Source organism: Mediterraneibacter sp. HA8405 (genome assembly GCF_056148955.1).
In genome coordinates this window covers 139,793-158,802 of the sequence record NZ_CM148758.1, presented here as the reverse complement: position 1 = coordinate 158,802, position 19,010 = coordinate 139,793, and the positions used below count along the sequence as shown (strand labels likewise).

The window sequence follows — 19,010 nt, the reverse complement described above, 5'->3', positions numbered from 1 at the left end:
GAGTTGAGGTATGGAGAATGAGAGAAATCCAGTATGAAATCGTAAAGGAAATCGCAGTATTGTCTACGGGCGACAGTGGCTACACAAAGGAAATCAATCTCATTTCATGGAATGGGAAAGAGCCGAAGTATGACATCCGCAGCTTTTCCCCGAACCGTGAAAAGTGCGGCAAGGGAATCACGCTGAACGCTGATGAAGCGGCGGCACTCCTTAAAGCATTACAGAAAGAATTAAACAGCGAGGATTAATGGTATCTGATTGGCAGGGCGGGGACATTTCCAAACTCTTCCCTGCCCTGTCTGGAAAGGAAGATTTAAGTATGGGCGAGGATAAGAAAGCAGATAAAAAGAGAAAGCGTATCGTGCCAAAAGCACCAGTGCAGATGATAATCAGCCGTGAATATGTCGGCACACAGACCGTTACAGAAGCGTTTGTCCCGATTATCTCCGAGGATATTCGGAAGAAGATTGCCGAGGGCGACACCTTCGACAATGAGGGGCTGTCCGCTTAGAATGTACGCAATGGGACATGAAAACAGATAGGACAGATACGGAGGTTTTACAGTATGGCAGGAATCAAAGAAGAAAAGAAAATCTATTTAGTCGGCATTTATTGCCGCTTATCTAAAGACGATGGTACGGATAACGAGAGTGCGAGCATTGCGACACAGAAATCCATCCTCACGGATTATGTGAAAAAGCAGGGATGGCACATAGCAAAAACGTATGTGGACGATGGTTATTCTGGTACAAATTTCCAAAGACCAAGTTTCCAGAATATGATAAAAGACATTGAAAGCGGTCTGATAAACTGCGTGATTACGAAAGATTTATCCCGTCTGGGGAGAAACTATCTTGATTGTGGGTTATATCTGGAAGTTTTCTTCCCAGAGCATAACGTGAGGTATATAGCGGTCAATGACGGCGTAGATACCTTGAATAAATCTGCTATGGACATCACGCCTTTCCGCAACATTTTAAACGAAATGTATGCCGCTGACATATCTGTTAAGATAAAATCGGCATATCGGGCGAGGTTTCAACAGGGGAAATTCATGGGAACTACCGCCCCTTATGGCTATATCAAAGACCCTGCCGACCACAACCATCTGCTGATAGATGATAAAGTGGCACATGTTGTAAAAGAGATATTCGACCTTGCATTAAAAGGGAATGGAGTTGCCAAAATTTGCAGACATCTTAATAAACAGCATATCCTACGCCCTGCCGCTTATGCGGCGGAGCGTGGCGAAACAGGCTTTGAACGTCATTTTGAGGGGAACGAGGACAAACGCTATATTTGGAGTGGGAACAGCGTGAGGAGCATTTTAAGAAGCCCGATATATGCGGGAAATCTTGTAGGCTACAAACGGATTGCCGCCAATATGAAAAGCAAGAAACGCCCCTCTAAGCTGCCCGAAGAATGGGAAGTGATACCCAATACCCATGAGGGAATAGTCACGCAGGAGGAATTTGATATTGTCCAACAGCTTATTACAAGTCGTAGGCTTCCACAGAACAAGGGAGGATTTGTAAATATTTTTGCAGGCGTTATCAAGTGTGTGGACTGCGGATGTGCTCTGCGGGCAATGAACGTACACAGGAGGAAACGCCCAGAGATTATCGACTGTGTACAGTATTCATGTAATAATTATGCAAGAAACGGAAGAAGCGAGTGTAGTGCCCACAATATAGAAGCAAGGGATTTATTCAATGCCGTTCTTGCCGACATCAACTGTTTTGCGGATATGGCAGTGAATGATGAAAAGGCGGTCAGGGCCATAGAAAAGCGGCTCACGGAAACAGACCAGAGCAGGGCGAAAGCATTAGAGAAAGAACGTAAGAAGCTGAACAAACGCCTTGCGGAACTGGACAGGCTGTTTTCCTCTCTCTACGAGGATAAGGTCATGGAGCGTATTACCGAGCGGAATTTTGAGATGATGTCGGGGAAATACCAGAAAGAGCAGCTTGAAATTGAAGCAAGGCTGAAAGAGGTGACGGAAACTCTTAATGAAAGCTACGAGAAATCACGGGGAATCCGTGACTTCCTCGCCCTTATCCGAAATTATCAAGGCTTAAAAGAACTGGATGCAACAGTTATAAACGCACTCATAGACAAGATACTTGTTTCGGAGCGTGAGAAGATGGCAGACGGAACAGTGAAGCAGGAAATCAAGATTTACTATAAATTCATCGGCTTTGTCGATGAATTACATATCATACCTACAAAACGGTGGGCAGCAATGCCCGCTAAAAATTGTACGGTGTGCGGCGTTGAATATGTCCCGGGCTCTGGTGCATCAAGGTATTGTCCTGCTTGTGCCAAGAAGATACGGAGGGAGAAATCAAACGAGAGCAAACGCAGGAGCAGAGAACAGAAAAGGATAGCATGTATGAACTGTCCGCAAAAAATGACCGACTGACCTTGAACAGCGGCAGGGGCGTATTGAAAGGCAGGGCAACAGGTTCCCGGAGGTGGAGATTTATCGCTATGTGACGGAGCAGACCTTTGACGCATACCTCTATCAGTTGGTGGAGAGCAAGCAAAAATTTATCAGCCAGATCATGACGAGCAAAAGCCCTGTGCGTTCCGCCGAGGATGTGGACGAGGTAGCGTTATCCTTTGCGGAGGTCAAGATGCTTGCCACAGGCGACGAGCGTTTTAAGGAAAAAATGGACTTAGATATTCAGGTGTCCAAGCTGAAAGTGCTGAAACAGAGCTACCTTTCCGAGCATTACGACCTTGAGGACAAGATATTGAAATACTATCCGAAGCAGGTCAAAGAATATGAGGAATATATCGAGGGATATTCGCAGGATGTGAAACTTGCCGGGCAGCATCAGGCAGCGGGCGAGGAAAAGTTCTGCCCGATGACGCTAAAAGGCGTAGCCTATACTGAAAAGGCGGACGCAGGCGAGATGCTCCTTGCGGTGTGCAAGGAAAATCCGTTGTCCGCACCTGTGGAGATTGGCAGCTATCGGGGCTTTCGTATGGAGGTCTACTATGATACCTTAAACGCCCACTACTGTTTGAATTTATGCGGAAAGATGAAGCATACCGTTTCATTAGGCACGGACGCTCTGGGCAACCTGACTCGAATAGAAAACGAGATTGCCAAGTTCCCTGCCAGACTGGACGCCGCCAAGACAAAAAAGGCGGAGGCACTGGAGCAGATCGAGAACGCCAAAGCGGAATTTGCCAAGCCTTTCCCCTATGAAGCGGAGCTGAAAGAAAAGACGGAAAGGCTCAATGCGCTGAATATCGAGTTAAATCTGGACGAAAAAGATACGCCTGTAATGGACGCAGAGCCGGAGCAAAGCGAGGAACAACCCGAAAAAAGAAGCCCTGCCCGTGTCCGCTGATTTTGCTGTTTGCACATTTGTCATGTGAAAATCTGGGCAGTATAATAAGGACGGAAAGAACAATCGGAGGTGGAAAGGATGTCGGATGCTTTCAGATTTGAAACATTTGTCGATGTGCATAGCAATATCTTTGAAGAATATTTAAGCTCAGTCATAGGAAAACTGCCAAAGGATAACGAAGACTACCGTGCCATCTGGGATAAGATACAAGCCATTTACGAGCAGTATCCGAGGGTGCTTGCGGTCTTTGATACGGAAAAAGCGTCGGATCTGACAAAGGAAGAATGTCAGGCTCTCATTGAAGTGTTGGAGCTGAAAAATGAGCTGACGGATATGGAGATGCAGACGGTGTACTTCCGGGGCTGCTATGACGGTATTGGATACTTGAAAAAGGCAGGGATTTTATAACAGAGTGACCGAAAAAAAGGCGGTGTTGGCGTGAGTGCTGATGCCGCCTTTTACATAGATATTGAGATAGAAAAATAAGCCGATTTATGCTATCTTTATATCAGTAAAGGGGGATAATTATGTTTAAAGATTGGAATTTTTGGTTTTCTGTCATTACGGCGATTGTGGCAGTAATAGCTTTATTTCAGACTAATCGCCAAATTAGATTAGGAAATAAGCAGCATTTATTTGATATGAGAATAGAATACTATTTAATTGCAAAAGGAATGATGCAGTTATTTGATAAAAATAGCAATATTTTGGACGAGAATAAGAAAAACGATATGTTGGCAATTGAGTTTGTATTTGCCCAAATGACAAATAACACATATTTAGAAAAGATTTCATCAGTAATTTCTCATCCATTGGAAGAACCATATCATAAAGACTTTTTAATTCAGCTTGAGGCAATTAAAGATGTTGCTGAAAAAATAAGATTTTCTTTTTCTGGGAAAGCTGCAGATGCTCTCGCACAATTTGTTTTGGATTATCAAAGTTTTTTGTTTTCATTGTATCAATATCAAATACTTTTTTGCGATATGCAGAAAGCATCTCAACAATTTAAGTGGAGTTATGAAAAAGCAAAGGAAAGGATGAGTGAGCCGGAACAAAGGAAAAGATTATATAAAGCATTTACGGAGTTAAAAATTGCGTATGCTGTACTTGAAAATCGAGAAGCGGTAAAAGCGATAGAAAAGCAAATAAAATTACGATGATGCCAAGAAAGGATGAGAAAAATGGCGACTTTCAAGGATAGAGAAATTTTTGAATTTTGTGAAAATCTATATATCCAGTTGAAGAAACAAGATAATGGCTATTATCCACATAAGCACGATAAATTAGTTTTCCAAAAAGCCTCAGAATATTTTGGTATATGTGAAGATGAAGTATTAAAAATCTATGACTCATATACTAAACTTGCAGCAAAAATTGAACTGATGAAAATAAACAGACTTCCAAAGGCAAAGAGAAAAGCTGCTATGATGCGGAAAATGCAAGATTTAGTTTTGAATAATAAAGACCTTCCGTTTCATCAAATTGAAGGTGAGCCGTCAGAGCCGATCATTCCTGCAACAGATATTATAGAAGATGAATTTAAAGATACTGTCTCAAAAATAGCACAAGCAGGTTGGACTATCCCGCTTACAATAGATGTGGAAAGACTGGAAGAATTGAAGGATTGTGCCACGAGTCAAGAGAAGATTGATAAGTTTTTCTCAGAATTTTATACTGATGATGAATTAGAAAATTTATATCACACGATATATAATTCAATTAGTAATGTAGGACAAAAAAAGCGTTTTGAAGAATGCTATATTATTTTTAAACAAGGACTATATTCATCTTGTTTGACAACATTAACTACTATTTTAGAAGGATTTATTTCGACCTTTGGGGATAATCCAAAAGATGTTAGAATTATGCGGATTTGCAATTTCCATGCAGTTGAAGAGCGTAATAATGGCAATAAAATAAAGAGTTTATGTTGGCAGTCAATGTATGAATATACTCAAATATTATTTGAGAAAAGCGATTTTTCCCAAACAGAGCCAGATAAAACTAATAGACATTGGTTGGTACATGGAAGAACAAGTCTAATTGGAGATAAGTTGAATTGCATAAGAGTTATAAATGCATTATCAACACTTTCTAAACTAAAATAAAAATATTTTTACATAGCCGAGAGGCTTTCACTTCAAAAATCCCTCGGCTTTTTCTATTTAGAGGGAGGTAAAAGATTGCATAAAAAATCAGATGCCCCTGTGTGTGGAGTGATTTGTATAGCGTTGAATATTTAAAAAAAGGTGAAGACCACAAGATGTTGATTTTTTGCGGAGATGAATAGCGATATATTGTTGACAAGAGAGGGCTTCTTATTATATACTTCATTTGCATACAAAAGAAAACACATTTTGAAATACTAAGGATAAAAGGTGTAAATTGCGCAATGACTTTGTGTTTCAAAGTGTGTTTTTTATTATCTATAATTGTGTTAGTGGAGGTGTGCGCCAGTTCGGCGCTGAATATATAACTGGTGGGAACCCAGTCTGGTAAGACCTAGCAAGTCGCCAGTACCGAGTCCTTGGAGCACCAAAGGCTAACGATGGTGTTTAAGCGTAGGACAGGGAACAGGAACGCCGTAATGCGAAAGCGTGAAGTGATTGAGCTTCGTCAGAATTATCGATTGTGTGGGGTGGTCTGTTACCTCCGTGGGTCACCAATAAGGAATAGTCGTTAAAGCGAGACTATGAAAACACACCGGAGTCTTAGAGCACGGCATACCTGATATTGTTATATCCAGCGTACCTGGGAGGCCTGGATGGTTCTGGACATGAGCCAGTAGGGAATATCGGCCAATGCAATGGTGAGTATGAACGAAGACCATCGAGGAGTCGGATTCGCCCATAGTACCGGTGAAGGAAGTAATGACTCTGGAGGGAAGGGGCGGACAATAAGTCGCTTTTGCTGACAAAACATAGAAAGCACAGGAGGCAGACATTCTATGGAAAAAGAGAAAGCAGAAATAGCCAGACTCGTAGAGAAATATGGCAGGGTCCAGTCGTTGATGAAATACGTCAACAGTGACACGCTCAAGGAGTCCTACTATTGTAATGCAACAATAAAAAAAATAGTGGCAGAAGCAGAAGCAAATCATCGTTTCCCTTGTATTGGCGGGACATTACCTCAAAATAATATAAGATTTTTACGAGAATTTAAGGAGCTAATCGAAGAAAAAAGCGCAGAAAAAACACTGATTATTGATATGGCTTTGACGATGACAGAGTGCAAAGTTAATCTTTACGACAGCTTAGAAAAAGAAGGACAGAGTATTAAACACTTTATTCTTACAGCAGACGAAAAACTATAAAGTCACGAATTGCAAATGATACGGACAGGATGAAAGATTTATCTTTAGATTGGCTAAAGGATAATCTGAGTTTTCTTGATAAAAATTTTCCAACAGCCATAAGAATAAAAACGGATTATCGTAATAAAGACGATATTGTTGAAGAAATGCTTAAAGAGATTGCAACTAAGGAAAATTAAATAAAGTATTACATAGCCGAGAGGTTTTCACTGCGAAAATCCCTCGGCTTTTTCTAATAACTTCTCGGAATCTCAATGAATAAGATTCCAACCGAAAATTGACAACTGAATATCGTGCAGGAAAAGAAATTTACGAGAAATGGACATAAACATTGGACATAGCGGGTACTATGCCTTGAAAAATCTTATGGAGTCGTTTAAGATATCATTGTTAGGCGGTGAATCCTAATAATGATATGTAGAGGTGGTAACCGAAAAAATAGCATTCCCGATGAGAGTCCCATCCCCAGTTGCAGTCTGGCTGAGAGTAATGGCGTTTGCAGCTGCAGGAAGGACAGCCGTTTTTCTTACAATCACAGATCCGTTTTTTCCGCTGCTGCGCAGCAGTCCGGACAGGGGTGCCGTCACCGGCAAGAGCCAGATGGTCTGGATGGATCAATCCTTTCTGGATCGAACGATCCAGGAACTGCTGTTGATAAAGCCGAAAGATGAGAAAAAAAGGATTCTCCGGTTTTAATGGCCAGTGTTCCAGTAAAGGAAGAAGTTTGGATGCGATACTGGAAGAATTGCAGGGAGTCTTATCTCCCTTCTTTTTCCCCTTGGGCGGTTTCATTTTAGGGAAACGGTCTTTCGGGGAAAGATTGTCGGAGCCGCCTTGCCAGATGCGGGAAAAGAAATCATAAAAAGTCCCGACACCGGGAGTATCCCCGAAAGGGAAACCGCTGAGGATGGCATAAAGAGGGGTTTCCCTGAGCATGCGGCACCAGACCGTGATGGAAGTTACTTTCAGTTTCAAAGCAAGCAGATAGGAGCGAAGCATGCAGGAAGGAAGACGGGGCTCAGGGCCAAAAACAGAGTAACATTCCTGCATAATGGAATCAGTCAGGGAGAGATCCAGATACCAGAACTGCACGATAAAATCCCAGGTGCTTTTTGGAAGTGCAAAGGCAGGGAGCCGAGCAAAAGGTATAAGACAAGGTTTCCTGCCTGTTGGTTTGGTGCGGAATATCCAAAAGTTCTTCAGTTAAGCGAAAAAGGATATTTGAAAAGCAATGTTGTAAAAGGAGACAGATTTGCGGATAAAGCTGTCTACTCGATCACCGATAAGGGAAGAAAATATTTTAACGAGTTAATGTCCACCTATGCGTCAGAAAGTATTCCTCTGCTTTTTGACTTTAATGTCGTTATTGGTAAGCGATAAATATTTTGCTAAAGAGATAGAAAAACGAATTGGCATGCAAATAGATACTACCGCCATTGATAGGGAACTTGAAAATTACGAAAGCAAATTAAAAGAGGTCGATTTGAATAAGGCTCGTTTGGAACGGGAAATTGACAATTTGCCAGTTGGCGCCCGTTATCGGGAAAGAAAACTTCACGATATGACATTAAGGCTTGATGGTCTATACGATACTATTGTAGAACTGGAGGAACGCATTGAGGATGCAAAATTACGGAGAAGTTCGATTGAAATGGAAGCAATTACGCTTGATAACATTTACAAAATCCTGCTGAACTTTGGAAAGCTCTATGATAGAATAAGTGATGAGGAAAAGAAAAGTATTATTACTTATCTGATAAAAGAAATCCAGATATACCCTAATGGGGAGTCAGAAATGCCTTTGAAGTCAATAGAGTTTAATTTCCCGATATACCGTAATGGTCGTGAGATCAGGCGGCTTTTGTGGGAAAAGGGTAATACCGTTCCGTAGCCTTTCTTGTCAAGAGAGTGATAGAACGGTGAGCGTATGGATGTCAATGCGCTGGGCAATGACGTTCATAATGTGAATGTACTTACGGTAATCGCAAGTGAGAGCTATGATTCCTTTGCGAAAGGCTTACAGACTGAAATGGCAGAGGCTGTTGCGGACAGACCAAAGGCAGTTACCAGAGATCTCTTTGTTGATAAGCTCGTTAAGGATGATCAGGGCAATGAATTCCTGATTACCAGTGACGTGGCATCTGCTATCCATTTCGATCTGATTGTAAATGGATATATCAATAAGCTGGGAGAGCTTACTGATAAGTACTATGAAGACAAGGCAAACGGAGAAATCAAGATAGCAGAAGAAGCGAAAGATATCGTTTCAGGTGTTATCGAGATCATCGATTCCATCTATGACAGTAAGGCAATGCAGCCTGAGAATGCCCGCAGCAATAATGTTGAGCTTCAGGTGGATGATGAAAAGCTGAACAGCAAGGAATTTAAGGCTCTGTGGTCAAAGATTAACGCCAAGTCCGTTTATGTAGTAGATTTCGATACGAATGAGCTGATCCGAAAGTCAATTGCATCGCTGGATTCTAAGCTGCGTGTCGCAAAGATCTATTTCAAAGTAGAGACAGGAGCGATGGACTCCATCAATTCCAAGGAAGACCTGATTGCCGGGGCTTCGTTTGTGAAGGAAGAGTCCGGAAGCTATGGCGTGTCTGTGGCAGCCAACTCCAATGTGAAATATGATCTGATTGGGAAACTGGTGGATGAGACCGGGCTTACACGTAAGGCGATTATAGCTATACTGCAGGGGATCCAGCCGTATGTATTCAATCAGTTCAAAGATAATCCGGAGGAATTTATCACGAAGGCAGCACAGCTGATCAATGATCAGAAAGCGACTGCTATCATAGAGCATATTACCTATGATGTGCTGGATGAGCAGTATGGTACGGATATCTTTACGGATCCGACAATCAAGGGCAAGCTGGGTGTCAACGCGATGAAGGCCAAGAAGCATCTGTATGATCACATCGTATATGATTCATCTAATGAGCGTGATTTTGCTACCGATCTGGATACCAACACGGATGTTGCAGTATATGTGAAGCTGCCTGACGGGTTCTATATTTCAACGCCGGTCGGACATTACAATCCGGACTGGGCGATTGCTTTCTATGAAGGCAGCGTGAAGCATATTTACTTTGTAGCAGAGACAAAGGGATCTATGAATTCCATGCAGCTGAGGCTGATTGAAGAGTCGAAGATCCATTGTGCGCGAGAGCACTTTAAGGCCATCTCCAACGGCAATGTTGTCTACGATGTGGTGGACAGCTATACGTCGCTGATGGAGAAGGTTATGAAATAAGTACTGAAGGAGGTAGATGCTATGCCGCAGCATATATCAGTTCGTGTACCATGGCATGATCATGGTTGGGATGGCACGGTATGTACATCACCTGAATATAACACGTCGTGCTTAAGGCTTAAAAACATATTTGAGAATAAGGACGATGTGAAAGAATGTGCTATTTGCGGTCAGTGTATGGCAGGAGCAGAAGAACAACTCCCTTGCATAAGCGAGGGAGCAGCTTTTATGTCATCCGTCGGGCTGCATAAAGAACAGATACATCCGTATAAGAAGAATAATCCAAACACGCATGGCCATTTTATGCCAACAGATGTTGTGTATCCACCGTTTTCTCTTCCGGGAAGACCATACAGATGGATGAGAAAAGAAATCGTCACGGGTAATAAAAACACGGTTGGCCTAAAAGATATATACGGAATAGATTATGATCCGTCAATAGAGCCAACTTTTGAGTGGATGAAGAACAATCAAGAGGGGTGGGTTCAGGAAGCAGATAATCACAGAGCAATTTTTGATGAATTTTATCGTGATGTTGAACGCGATAAATCATTGTGTGTAATCTATGCTAAGCAGGTTCCTTTTGTCGAAGACAGCAGAAGGGTTGTTTTGGGCATGGGGCATATTACAAACATAATTCCGGCTGTTGAACATCGCCATAACGGGCAAGGAAAACTTCGCTCAATGACATGGGAAACGATGCTCTGCCATAGTATAAGGGATGATCATAAAGATGGCTTTATAATTCCATATCAAAGAATGTTGGAATATGCAGAGGAACATGAGGATTTTGATTTTTCATCAATCGTCGTGTTTAACCCGGATGATGCTTTTGAAGAATTCTCTTTTGCGACAGAACATATAACACATGATGCAATGATTGATGTGATTCAAAGCTGCATCAAATCATTCCGAATAATCAATGAGTGTTTGGGCGGCTATGCTGATGTGCTTGCATGGCTTAATGCAAGATTAGCTGAAGTTTGGGAAGATAGAGGTGCTTTCCCAGGATTAGGAGAAATGCTTTGCGCTCTGGGTGTGCCCTTGGGCGTAGTGATTGCTAAAGAAGTCCGAAACCAATATAAAGAAGATGAAGGCGATTTTTGGAAGTACATAGATAGTATTTTTGATCAGCCCAATAATTACTTGGATGAATCATTAAGCAAAGGTATATCTCCTATTATTCAAGCTGCATGGAAGAAAATGAAGCCAGACAGAAAGAGTCTTTTTAAGCTTCTGTCGAGGTTTGCCTTGACTTTGCTCCAGGCTTCAACTTTGTTTGATTTGAGTGCAAGAGAAAAAGCGGGGATTATTTGCTCAGATAATGAAATTGTAGAGAATCCATATATTATTTACGAAAAAACACGGCTGCTGAATGCTGATTTGGTTATCTCTGTTAAGCGAGTAGACAGGGCTATATTTCCTGTGCCAGAGATAATATCTAAATATCCGATAGAGGCACCTTCTGCACTAACTTCAGATAATGACTGGAGAAGAGTGCGTGCTATGGCCGTTGACACGATGGAGAAGGCAGCACTTGAAGGTCACACTATTATGCCGTGCACAATGCTGATAGATAGGATTAAAGCACTTGTGCTGGAACCGGAGTGTACAGTAACGAGTGACATCATGGACGCTATTGATCCTCTTCTTCGTTCCGAACTAATACGCCGTGAAATGAAGGACGGAACTGAATACTATAAGATGGTCAGAATGAATGAATTTGATCAAATTATAGAAAAGCGTATTAGTAGGAGGCTTAGGGCTCCTAAAATAAGCGTCAATGCAGATTGGAGATCTATTCTTGATAAATTCCTTAAGAGTCAAGGATTTTCTGATTCAAAGCTTACAGAGGATGAGGAAAGAGCACGAACAGAGAAGGCAGCGGTTTTAAAAGTATTGGCTGAATCAAGAATATCGGTGCTTATCGGAGATGCAGGGACAGGAAAGACGACTGTTCTAGCTTCTTTATGTACGGAGGACTCGATAAGAGCTGGTGGGGCATTACTGCTTGCTCCCACAGGAAAAGCTACAGTTCGCCTAATGGAAAGCATGGGCAACTTGGCAGATGAATTTGATTCTATGAATGTTGCTCAATTTTTGGCTCGAAACGGAGGTTTCGACTGGAGCAGCATGCGATATAGAACTTGCAAAGCAGTAAAAACAACAATTCCCAAAACTGTGATCATTGATGAGTCTTCCATGCTCACTGAAGAAATGTTTGGCGCCTTGATGAGTGCGTTGACCGGAGCCGAGAGAATCATTTTTGTTGGAGATCCTAATCAGCTTCCACCCATTGGAGCGGGCAGGCCATTTGTGGATCTGGTGGAACTTTTACGTATGGAGCTTCATCCTGGAGTATTTCCGAAGGTGTGCAACTGTTATGGAGAACTAACAGTAAACAGAAGACAGCAATCAGATACAGAACGAATGGACGTTGAGTTATCAAGGTTATATACAAGTACCGAAAACCCATCTGATGAAAATATTATTAGTGAGATTAAACTTGGAAAGCAGCAGAATATAGCATTCAAAAAGTGGGAGACCAGAGAAGAACTGGAGAGCGAAATCTTCAGCGTATTAAATGAGGTTGTTGCTGCTGACGGATTCGATGAACAGGATTCATTTGATATTTCTCTTGGTGGCGTGGTCACGAAAAATGGTACATATTTTAATCGTGGTATAGCTAAAAACGCTGAAAAATGGCAGATGCTTGCTCCTGTGAGAAATGATGCTCAGGGGGTGATGAATATCAACCATCTTGTTCATATGCGTTACAGAGAGGAATTAACTGCATTAGCCAAGCGCGATAGGTATAAAAAGATTGCTAAACCTTTTGGACCAGAAGGAATAATCTATGGTGATAAGGTAATCAATATTGTCAATCACAGAAGACCAGCATGGCCAGATGGTGGCAGAAATTATATTGCTAACGGTGAGATTGGAATTGCTTGCGGGGCGTTTGGAAAGCAGCATGATTTTTTGAATGTAGAATTCTCATCGCAAACAGATTACAGTTATTCTTATACAGCAAACGAATTCGGGGAAGATTCGGATATCATCCTTGAATTGGCATATGCCCTTACTGTTCATAAATCTCAGGGAAGCCAATTTGATACAGTTATACTTGTAATTGCTGAACCTTGCCGGATCCTTTCAAGGGAAATGTTATATACAGCACTAACAAGGCAGAAGAATAAGATTTATATTCTGTATAATAAGGATCCAATTGAGCTGATGAAGTACTCTTATGTATCGCACTCTGATATTGTAAAGCGGTTTACGGATTTGTTTGCAGATGTTTTTCCGGATTATAAGCCTCAAATAGTTGAGAATGACGGAGCATTTTATGAAGACAAACTTATCCATAGGACTGCAAGAGGTGAAATGGTAAGGAGTAAATCCGAGGTAATTATTGCCAATGCCTTATTCTATAATGATATTCCCTATGTATATGAACCTGATTTTGAAGTTGAAGGGCATGTAAAAAAGCCTGACTTCATGATCGAGGATGCGGATTTAGGTATTACCTGGTACTGGGAACATTGTGGTATGATGGATGATCCAAAGTACAAGAAGAGATGGCTTGATAAAAAGGCTTTGTATAAAAAGAACGGTATTGAAGAAGGGAAAAATCTAATTGTTACCGAAGACAAGAACGGAAGCATAGATTCGGAAGAAGTACAGAAGATAATAGATGACCTTTTTAAGTAAGGACAGTTTTAGAAATGGCGGCTTACCAGAAGTTCCGGTAAGCCGCTATTTTTTTCAGTCTTTTTTGTAAAAATTGGTTTCGTAGCCGTCGGCGCGGAGAAGGATGTCCGGCATCCAGTCCGGAGATCTGCCCATCTGCTTGCAAATCACACTCAGGTCAACGTCAGGACTACATTCGATGATCAGCTCATCATGAACATGACCGACGATGAAGCAGTGCCGGAGAGTTTTCATAGCGTAGCAAAGGATGTCGCGGCTGATGGCCTGGACGATATTCTCCACAAACTTCGGACCATAGGATTCGATACGTTCCCACTTCTTTGTGGATCCAACTCCCTCATAGGTGACGAATTCGCCGCCATACTGGTTTTCTCCGATACGGGGTTTCACGTAGGACAGCAGGCGGCCTGACGGAAACTTGATGAAGAGCATGCCGCTTTTATAAAAGAAGCGGATCCCACGTACTTCCGTCTGGATGCGCTGCGTGATGGCGGTTTTGACGGCACGGTCGATGTCCCACCAGAAAGCCGTGATCATTGGATTGGAGTTTCGCCAGGAGTTGACCAGCGGCTGGAGCTCTTCTTCGGTCAGCCCCATTTCCAAGGCTCCCATTGATTTCAGGGCACCAACGCTGCCACCGTATCCGAGAGCCAATTCTGCGATTTTACCCTTCTGACGGAGATGACCGTTGATCCCATGCTTTTCAACCGGAACACCAAACATTTGACTGGCAGAGGCACAGTAGATATCTTTTCCTTCTGCAAAGACCTTGGAACGCCAGGTTTCACCGGCAAGGTAGGCCAGCACTCTGGCTTCGATGGCGGAGAAGTCGCTGACGATGAACTTATATCCTGGACGGGGCACGAAAGCTGTCCGGGATGAAGAAAATGATCGACAAAAAGATGGCGGCAGAGCTTTTAAAAGACGGGCGGACATATGTGCCGGATCTGTATTCGCAAAAAAAGGGACGCACGTTTGCGGCGTATCTTATGCTGGAGGCGGCAGATGGCAAGGCTGCTTTCCGTCTGGAGTTCCCGAAGAAGAAAAAATAAAAACCTTCCCGCAAAGGCTACGGGAAGGTCAGGTTTAAACGAGAGGAAAGCCTACCTTTAAGATGGAGATCCAGTCGCTTTTGGCATATAGGAAACGGATTACTGTCACCTGGTTTTCTTCTACCACATAAAAAGCAAGATAGTTTTTGATCTGTGTGAAGCGGATGCCCCAGGCAGCCAGCAGCTTATCCTCTACAATAGGATGTTCCTGGGAAAACGGCAGCAAGGCATTGATCTTCTGATCCGTTTCCTCAAGGAGATCGTCAGCGGCTTTGGGATTTTTCAGGACAAACTCAATATAATCGGCAGCCTGGGAAATATCCCTCTGTGCAACGCTTGTGATATGCAGATGATAGTTCATCGCCGACGGCGGCTCCTTATCTCTGCCATGGCTTCAGAAAATGGCCGGGTTTTTCCGGAAGAAAGGTCATCCATGCCTTCCTGGAGAAGCCCGTATAACTCACAGCGGCCTGCGAGCTGTTCATATGCCTCAATGCTCATAACAGCAAGATCGCCCTTGCCGTTTTTGGTAATGAAAACAGGTTCCGCATATTCATGGCAGAAAGTGGAAATTTCGTTATAGCTGTTGCGCAGGTCTGCGCTTGAACGGATATTTGGCATAAAAGCACCTCCTTATAAAGAAATTATAACGGAATTTCTTTATATTGTAAATGGGAAAAGAAAAATATCCGGGATTTTATGCAGAGAGAAGCACACAGAACTTTTATTTACAGGAGGATTTATATGGCGAAAATGAATGACATCCGTTTCCTGGCAAGGGAAACGGCAAAGGAAGTCAGCGGTTCCCCATGGGACTGGATGCTGTATCTGGATACTGCTTCCAGGCTCTACCGCTATCCTTTCGCTGATACACTTCTGATCCATGCACAGCGCCCGGACGCTACGGCCTGTGCGGAGCTGGAAGTGTGGAATGAGAAGATGCGGCGGTGGGTGAACCGGGGAGCGAAAGGGATTGCCCTGATTGACGATACCGGGCCGAGGCGAGTGCTGCGGTATGTGTTTGACGTATCGGACACCCATCCAGTGAGGGGAGGAAGGACACCATATCTGTGGCGGCTGAAAGAAGATCAGCGGGAAATGCTTCTGAACCATCTGACAGATACTTACGGGTTAAACGGGGAGGATGCTCCAGACCTGCCCTCTGCGCTGCGGCAGGTTGCAGAGGACATTTTTAATGGCGATATGTTTCAGGATTCTAGTGGCACCTGTAGTTGCAGCGGTTTTTGTACTCCTTTTATTTGTTGGCATGTTCATGAAAGACAGGAGAAAAAAGAAAAAGGGAAAGAGGTGATAATCTTATGCGAAAAAAGAGGAAGTATTTGTATGGTATATTAGTAGTGATTACGATGCTGCTTTGTTTTCTTCATCCGTTTTCGCGCAGGAAAAAGTCGATATAAGCCGTGAAGCATCTGTGAAAGTCTACTTTGAAGCGGACGGAAATGGATTTGCAGATGTAGAGTTCTGCATTTACCGTATCGCTGATGTGTCTGAAGAAGGAAACTTTACTTTATCCGGAGATTTTTTGGATTATCCGATTTCCTTGGGAAATTTAGACAGCTCCAAATGGCGAGCCCTGGCACAGACTCTGGAGGCTTATATTGCCCGTGATGGAATTAAAGCATTCCAAGTAAAGAGAACCGGGAAAATGGGAGAAGCAGTATTTGAGCAGATTCCAACGGGGTTATATTTAGTGACGGGCGATTCTGTCCGGCAAGGACGAAATATTTATACACCAGAGCCTTTTCTTGTAAGTCTACCAACCGTCGATCAGAACAATGGCCAATGGCTGTATGATGCAGAGATGTTTTGCAAATATGAAAACAGCAATGTGCAGGAAAATACTGTTACCAGAAAAGTATTGAAACTATGGGAAAATGACGAGGCGGGTGTACAGAGACCGGAAAAAATCACCATTCAGCTTTTAAAAAATGAGGAAGTATATGATACGGTGATTCTGAATGCGGAAAATAACTGGAGTTATAGTTGGGAAGGGTTAGAATCAGATGCAAGATGGCATGTGACAGAATATGAAACACCAGAGGGGAATGCATATATAGGTACGTTAGAAATACCAGCTTTAGGTATTTCATTGCCTGTGATGAGTGAATGGAGTTATCCGAAATTAAGGATTGCGCCCTGTCGATATAGTGGTTCGGTTTATCAGGATAACCTTGTAATTGCAGCAGCAGTATTGCGCCGTTCCGGACAGCGGAAAATGTCCGTGCTACTATATTGGAGATGAATTTATTTTTTGCAGGAACGACGAGCAGGATGACTTCTGGCATTGCGGCGAAGGAACGCTTGTAAAATCCGGCCAGCCGGACGAGGGCTGCCTGCAGTCGCCGGGTACTGCGCATTGCGGAACAAAGGGTGTTCCGTTCTGCGCAGAAGCATGGGACGCTGTCGCAAGATATATCTACACAGGCTTACAGGGCGGTTCCATCATGCGAGGCTGGATGAAGGAAGAAAACACAATGATCGCCTGCTGCAATGACGGTACAAGACCGGTTATTTTTAAGATTGAGAGAATTGACTGCGAGTGAGATGCTTACATAAACGAGAACAATTCACTCAGACCCGCTGTAGTTTTCATCCAATGCAGGATGGAAGCTGCAGCGGGTTTTATATTTTCTGAGCTGTGGCATCAAACTTCATTTTATTCTTCTTTTGCTGTGCCATACTTCCAGTCAAAGTAGTTAATCCGAAGCCGGGCAAAATAAGAGACTCGATTCAGCAGAAAAGGTCAATCAGCCATTGTGCGGATTGACCTTTTTTGGCGGGCAAAGGATGGCGTAAAATAAATATAAGAGGGCAGCAGCCGGGAAGAGTTTGATAAGTTCTGAGATTCGTTGAAGTTACAGCCTTTTCTTGTTATACTTGATTCAAAAAGAGGCTGTTGAAACAGGGGGATATAAGCCGGACGGGACACGGAAGAGATAAGCCGAATACCGGCATCTTTGAGGAGGGACTTTAGTTATGAAAAGGTTTTACAGACCGGTGCTTGCAGGAATGGCAGCAGCTGTAATATCTGTCTGCAGCGCATGCGGAGCAATACCGGAAAAAAATCACGGAGGCAATAGTGGAGACCGGAAGGATGCTGCGGATGAAAAGACGGAGGAAATAACCATACCGGCTTCGCTGATTAAGTTTTCCAGTTCGGATCTGCAGGATAATATAGAAGCATTCAGCGACTACTGCACCAGCGTCAGACAGGATGGGGATGATATGATAATCGAAGTGACGACGGAGCAGAAAGAAACGCTGATACAGATGCATGAAGACAATATCAGGGAAGTAATGGATGATATGGTGGAAGCTGATCCTTCGTATTCCTGTGAATTGGACGAAGATTACAGCAGAGTGGTGTACAGGTACGACGAAAACATAGACGGCATCCTGCAGGCAAAAGTTCTGCTGTCGCTTACCACAAGCTATGCTTTGAAAGGCATTATGGAGACAGGAAATCCGGACTGGCATATCCATGCTGAAATTGTAAACTGCCATACCGGCGCAACGGTCGTAGAGGGAACGCTGCCTGATGAGGCGATTAATTTCGGACCGGATGAGTGGGAAAAAAGCTATGTCAGTACAGGAGAGGATGAGCTGCAGAAGAAAATTATGCGGGAAACAGGCCTTCCGGGAGAGGACAGTGCTCTGACCGACACACAGAAGAGTGCAGTTACGTCAATTGAGGATATGCTGACATGGCTGGAAGAAAAATATCAGCAGAAATTCCATTATGTATCTTATGCGCCGGGAGATGCGATCGAACAGGAGCATTTGAAGGTATATCCCGAACAGGGGGATGAATCGGATATTGTGACGGTGTACCGTACATATGAAAATGGGCTGTACCGGTATGAAGATGATTACGGAGCAATTCTGATGCGTCCTGTGTATGAAGAGCAGGTACGCGCATTCGCGGAGCAGTATCTGCCTGCCGAAGGAATAAAGATTTACACGGAAATAAAGAATGGCGGCAGCAGTGCGGCAGATGCAGAACCGGTTCTGAACGAGGTATCCGCCGCAACGTATATTTTTATGGATGACGCCCTGTGTTCAGGACAGTATGAGACATTTCTGGAGGCTGTGCCGGACTGGCTCACAGAGAACTGTCAGGGCGTGCCGGCGGGGATTTACCTGCGTATGGCAGAGTCTGAAGGATGGCAGCAGATCGACAGATCCAATTATGAGGATAAGCTCCGGGAAGATATTTATACAGGAGAGGCGGAGTGCGCGATCTCCGGAAGCGGGAAAGTGACAGTGTATTAACTGAGAGGAAGAAA

The 19,010-nt window shown here is 43.3% G+C and carries 21 protein-coding genes and 1 pseudogene; 19 read left to right on the top strand and 3 right to left on the bottom strand.

Annotated elements, in window-relative coordinates:
- Positions 1-17 precede the first annotated feature (17 nt).
- The 14 genes from AC0QUU_RS00760 (at position 18) to AC0QUU_RS00695 (ending at position 13,651) form a co-directional block, all read left to right on the top strand.
- Positions 18-248 (top strand): YdbC family protein, encoded by a 231-nt coding sequence (locus AC0QUU_RS00760; protein WP_001206986.1) that lies wholly within the window; start codon positions 18-20, stop codon positions 246-248.
- 71 nt (positions 249-319) lie between these two features.
- A complete protein-coding gene (locus AC0QUU_RS00755) occupies positions 320-511 on the top strand; it encodes a hypothetical protein (protein WP_001820669.1) in 192 nt (63 codons plus the stop codon).
- A 54-nt stretch (positions 512-565) separates the two neighbouring features.
- On the top strand, positions 566-2,422 hold the full coding sequence (locus AC0QUU_RS00750; protein ID WP_001820670.1) for a recombinase family protein: 1,857 nt from the start codon (positions 566-568) through the stop codon (positions 2,420-2,422).
- 52 nt (positions 2,423-2,474) lie between these two features.
- Complete coding sequence (locus AC0QUU_RS00745; protein ID WP_474543953.1) at positions 2,475-3,362, top strand: hypothetical protein; 888 nt, start codon at positions 2,475-2,477, stop codon at positions 3,360-3,362.
- A 78-nt stretch (positions 3,363-3,440) separates the two neighbouring features.
- Positions 3,441-3,770: a DUF6664 family protein gene (locus tag AC0QUU_RS00740; RefSeq protein ID WP_474543951.1), complete on the top strand. Its 330-nt coding sequence runs from the start codon at positions 3,441-3,443 to the stop codon at positions 3,768-3,770.
- A 119-nt stretch (positions 3,771-3,889) separates the two neighbouring features.
- A complete protein-coding gene (locus AC0QUU_RS00735) occupies positions 3,890-4,525 on the top strand; it encodes a hypothetical protein (RefSeq protein ID WP_474543949.1) in 636 nt (211 codons plus the stop codon).
- A gap of 21 nt (positions 4,526-4,546) precedes the next feature.
- Positions 4,547-5,473: a hypothetical protein gene (locus tag AC0QUU_RS00730; protein ID WP_474543947.1), complete on the top strand. Its 927-nt coding sequence runs from the start codon at positions 4,547-4,549 to the stop codon at positions 5,471-5,473.
- Positions 5,474-6,312: 839 nt separating this feature from the next.
- Positions 6,313-6,678 carry a hypothetical protein gene (locus AC0QUU_RS00725; RefSeq protein WP_474543945.1) on the top strand — a complete coding sequence of 122 codons (366 nt, stop codon included), beginning with the start codon at positions 6,313-6,315 and terminating at the stop codon, positions 6,676-6,678.
- A 29-nt stretch (positions 6,679-6,707) separates the two neighbouring features.
- Positions 6,708-6,857 (top strand): hypothetical protein, encoded by a 150-nt coding sequence (locus tag AC0QUU_RS00720; RefSeq protein WP_474543943.1) that lies wholly within the window; start codon positions 6,708-6,710, stop codon positions 6,855-6,857.
- A gap of 310 nt (positions 6,858-7,167) precedes the next feature.
- Positions 7,168-7,374 carry a hypothetical protein gene (locus tag AC0QUU_RS00715; protein WP_474543941.1) on the top strand — a complete coding sequence of 69 codons (207 nt, stop codon included), beginning with the start codon at positions 7,168-7,170 and terminating at the stop codon, positions 7,372-7,374.
- Between the two features lie 138 nt (positions 7,375-7,512).
- Positions 7,513-8,058, top strand: a complete 546-nt coding sequence (locus AC0QUU_RS00710) for a hypothetical protein (RefSeq protein WP_474543939.1) — start codon at positions 7,513-7,515, stop codon at positions 8,056-8,058.
- On the top strand, positions 8,000-8,569 hold the full coding sequence (locus AC0QUU_RS00705) for a hypothetical protein (protein ID WP_474543937.1): 570 nt from the start codon (positions 8,000-8,002) through the stop codon (positions 8,567-8,569). Before AC0QUU_RS00710 ends, AC0QUU_RS00705 begins: the two co-directional genes overlap by 59 nt.
- A gap of 36 nt (positions 8,570-8,605) precedes the next feature.
- A complete protein-coding gene (locus tag AC0QUU_RS00700; protein WP_474543935.1) occupies positions 8,606-9,937 on the top strand; it encodes a restriction endonuclease in 1,332 nt (443 codons plus the stop codon).
- A gap of 21 nt (positions 9,938-9,958) precedes the next feature.
- Positions 9,959-13,651 carry an ATP-dependent DNA helicase gene (locus tag AC0QUU_RS00695; protein ID WP_289543484.1) on the top strand — a complete coding sequence of 1,231 codons (3,693 nt, stop codon included), beginning with the start codon at positions 9,959-9,961 and terminating at the stop codon, positions 13,649-13,651.
- Between the two features lie 54 nt (positions 13,652-13,705).
- Here AC0QUU_RS00695 and AC0QUU_RS00690 read toward each other — a convergent pair.
- Positions 13,706-14,527: pseudogene (locus AC0QUU_RS00690) on the bottom strand (DNA polymerase); the annotation flags it as partial.
- Positions 14,528-14,529: 2 nt separating this feature from the next.
- Here AC0QUU_RS00690 and AC0QUU_RS00685 point away from each other — a divergent pair.
- Positions 14,530-14,703 (top strand): topoisomerase C-terminal repeat-containing protein, encoded by a 174-nt coding sequence (locus AC0QUU_RS00685; protein WP_474545603.1) that lies wholly within the window; start codon positions 14,530-14,532, stop codon positions 14,701-14,703.
- Between the two features lie 34 nt (positions 14,704-14,737).
- Here AC0QUU_RS00685 and AC0QUU_RS00680 read toward each other — a convergent pair whose 3' ends face one another.
- Entirely contained in the window at positions 14,738-15,064 is a 327-nt protein-coding gene (locus tag AC0QUU_RS00680) for a type II toxin-antitoxin system RelE/ParE family toxin (RefSeq protein ID WP_474543933.1), read from the bottom strand.
- Positions 15,061-15,324, bottom strand: coding sequence for a type II toxin-antitoxin system prevent-host-death family antitoxin (locus AC0QUU_RS00675; protein WP_205129996.1), 264 nt, complete (start codon positions 15,322-15,324; stop codon positions 15,061-15,063). Before AC0QUU_RS00675 ends, AC0QUU_RS00680 begins: the two co-directional genes overlap by 4 nt.
- A gap of 123 nt (positions 15,325-15,447) precedes the next feature.
- Between AC0QUU_RS00675 and AC0QUU_RS00670 the strand changes: the two genes are divergently transcribed.
- From AC0QUU_RS00670 to AC0QUU_RS00655, 4 genes are all read left to right on the top strand, one after another.
- Positions 15,448-16,059, top strand: coding sequence for a hypothetical protein (locus tag AC0QUU_RS00670; RefSeq protein WP_474543930.1), 612 nt, complete (start codon positions 15,448-15,450; stop codon positions 16,057-16,059).
- A 76-nt stretch (positions 16,060-16,135) separates the two neighbouring features.
- A complete protein-coding gene (locus tag AC0QUU_RS00665) occupies positions 16,136-16,966 on the top strand; it encodes a Cna B-type domain-containing protein (protein WP_474543928.1) in 831 nt (276 codons plus the stop codon).
- Positions 16,902-17,267: a TIGR04076 family protein gene (locus tag AC0QUU_RS00660; protein WP_474543927.1), complete on the top strand. Its 366-nt coding sequence runs from the start codon at positions 16,902-16,904 to the stop codon at positions 17,265-17,267. The genes AC0QUU_RS00665 and AC0QUU_RS00660 overlap by 65 nt, the downstream gene beginning before the upstream one ends.
- Before the next feature lie 433 nt (positions 17,268-17,700).
- Positions 17,701-18,996, top strand: coding sequence for a hypothetical protein (locus AC0QUU_RS00655; protein ID WP_474543925.1), 1,296 nt, complete (start codon positions 17,701-17,703; stop codon positions 18,994-18,996).
- Positions 18,997-19,010 lie beyond the last annotated feature (14 nt).

Coding starts and splice junctions, on each gene's coding strand:
- AC0QUU_RS00760 (WP_001206986.1), top strand. CDS start 18: ATGAGAGAAATCCAGTATGAAATCGTAAAGGAAATCGCAGTATTGTCT.
- AC0QUU_RS00755 (WP_001820669.1), top strand. CDS start 320: ATGGGCGAGGATAAGAAAGCAGATAAAAAGAGAAAGCGTATCGTGCCA.
- AC0QUU_RS00750 (WP_001820670.1), top strand. CDS start 566: ATGGCAGGAATCAAAGAAGAAAAGAAAATCTATTTAGTCGGCATTTAT.
- AC0QUU_RS00740 (WP_474543951.1), top strand. CDS start 3,441: ATGTCGGATGCTTTCAGATTTGAAACATTTGTCGATGTGCATAGCAAT.
- AC0QUU_RS00735 (WP_474543949.1), top strand. CDS start 3,890: ATGTTTAAAGATTGGAATTTTTGGTTTTCTGTCATTACGGCGATTGTG.
- AC0QUU_RS00730 (WP_474543947.1), top strand. CDS start 4,547: ATGGCGACTTTCAAGGATAGAGAAATTTTTGAATTTTGTGAAAATCTA.
- AC0QUU_RS00725 (WP_474543945.1), top strand. CDS start 6,313: ATGGAAAAAGAGAAAGCAGAAATAGCCAGACTCGTAGAGAAATATGGC.
- AC0QUU_RS00720 (WP_474543943.1), top strand. CDS start 6,708: ATGAAAGATTTATCTTTAGATTGGCTAAAGGATAATCTGAGTTTTCTT.
- AC0QUU_RS00715 (WP_474543941.1), top strand. CDS start 7,168: ATGGCGTTTGCAGCTGCAGGAAGGACAGCCGTTTTTCTTACAATCACA.
- AC0QUU_RS00705 (WP_474543937.1), top strand. CDS start 8,000: ATGCGTCAGAAAGTATTCCTCTGCTTTTTGACTTTAATGTCGTTATTG.
- AC0QUU_RS00700 (WP_474543935.1), top strand. CDS start 8,606: ATGGATGTCAATGCGCTGGGCAATGACGTTCATAATGTGAATGTACTT.
- AC0QUU_RS00695 (WP_289543484.1), top strand. CDS start 9,959: ATGCCGCAGCATATATCAGTTCGTGTACCATGGCATGATCATGGTTGG.
- AC0QUU_RS00685 (WP_474545603.1), top strand. CDS start 14,530: ATGAAGAAAATGATCGACAAAAAGATGGCGGCAGAGCTTTTAAAAGAC.
- AC0QUU_RS00680 (WP_474543933.1), bottom strand. CDS start 15,064: ATGAACTATCATCTGCATATCACAAGCGTTGCACAGAGGGATATTTCC.
- AC0QUU_RS00675 (WP_205129996.1), bottom strand. CDS start 15,324: ATGCCAAATATCCGTTCAAGCGCAGACCTGCGCAACAGCTATAACGAA.
- AC0QUU_RS00670 (WP_474543930.1), top strand. CDS start 15,448: ATGGCGAAAATGAATGACATCCGTTTCCTGGCAAGGGAAACGGCAAAG.
- AC0QUU_RS00655 (WP_474543925.1), top strand. CDS start 17,701: ATGAAAAGGTTTTACAGACCGGTGCTTGCAGGAATGGCAGCAGCTGTA.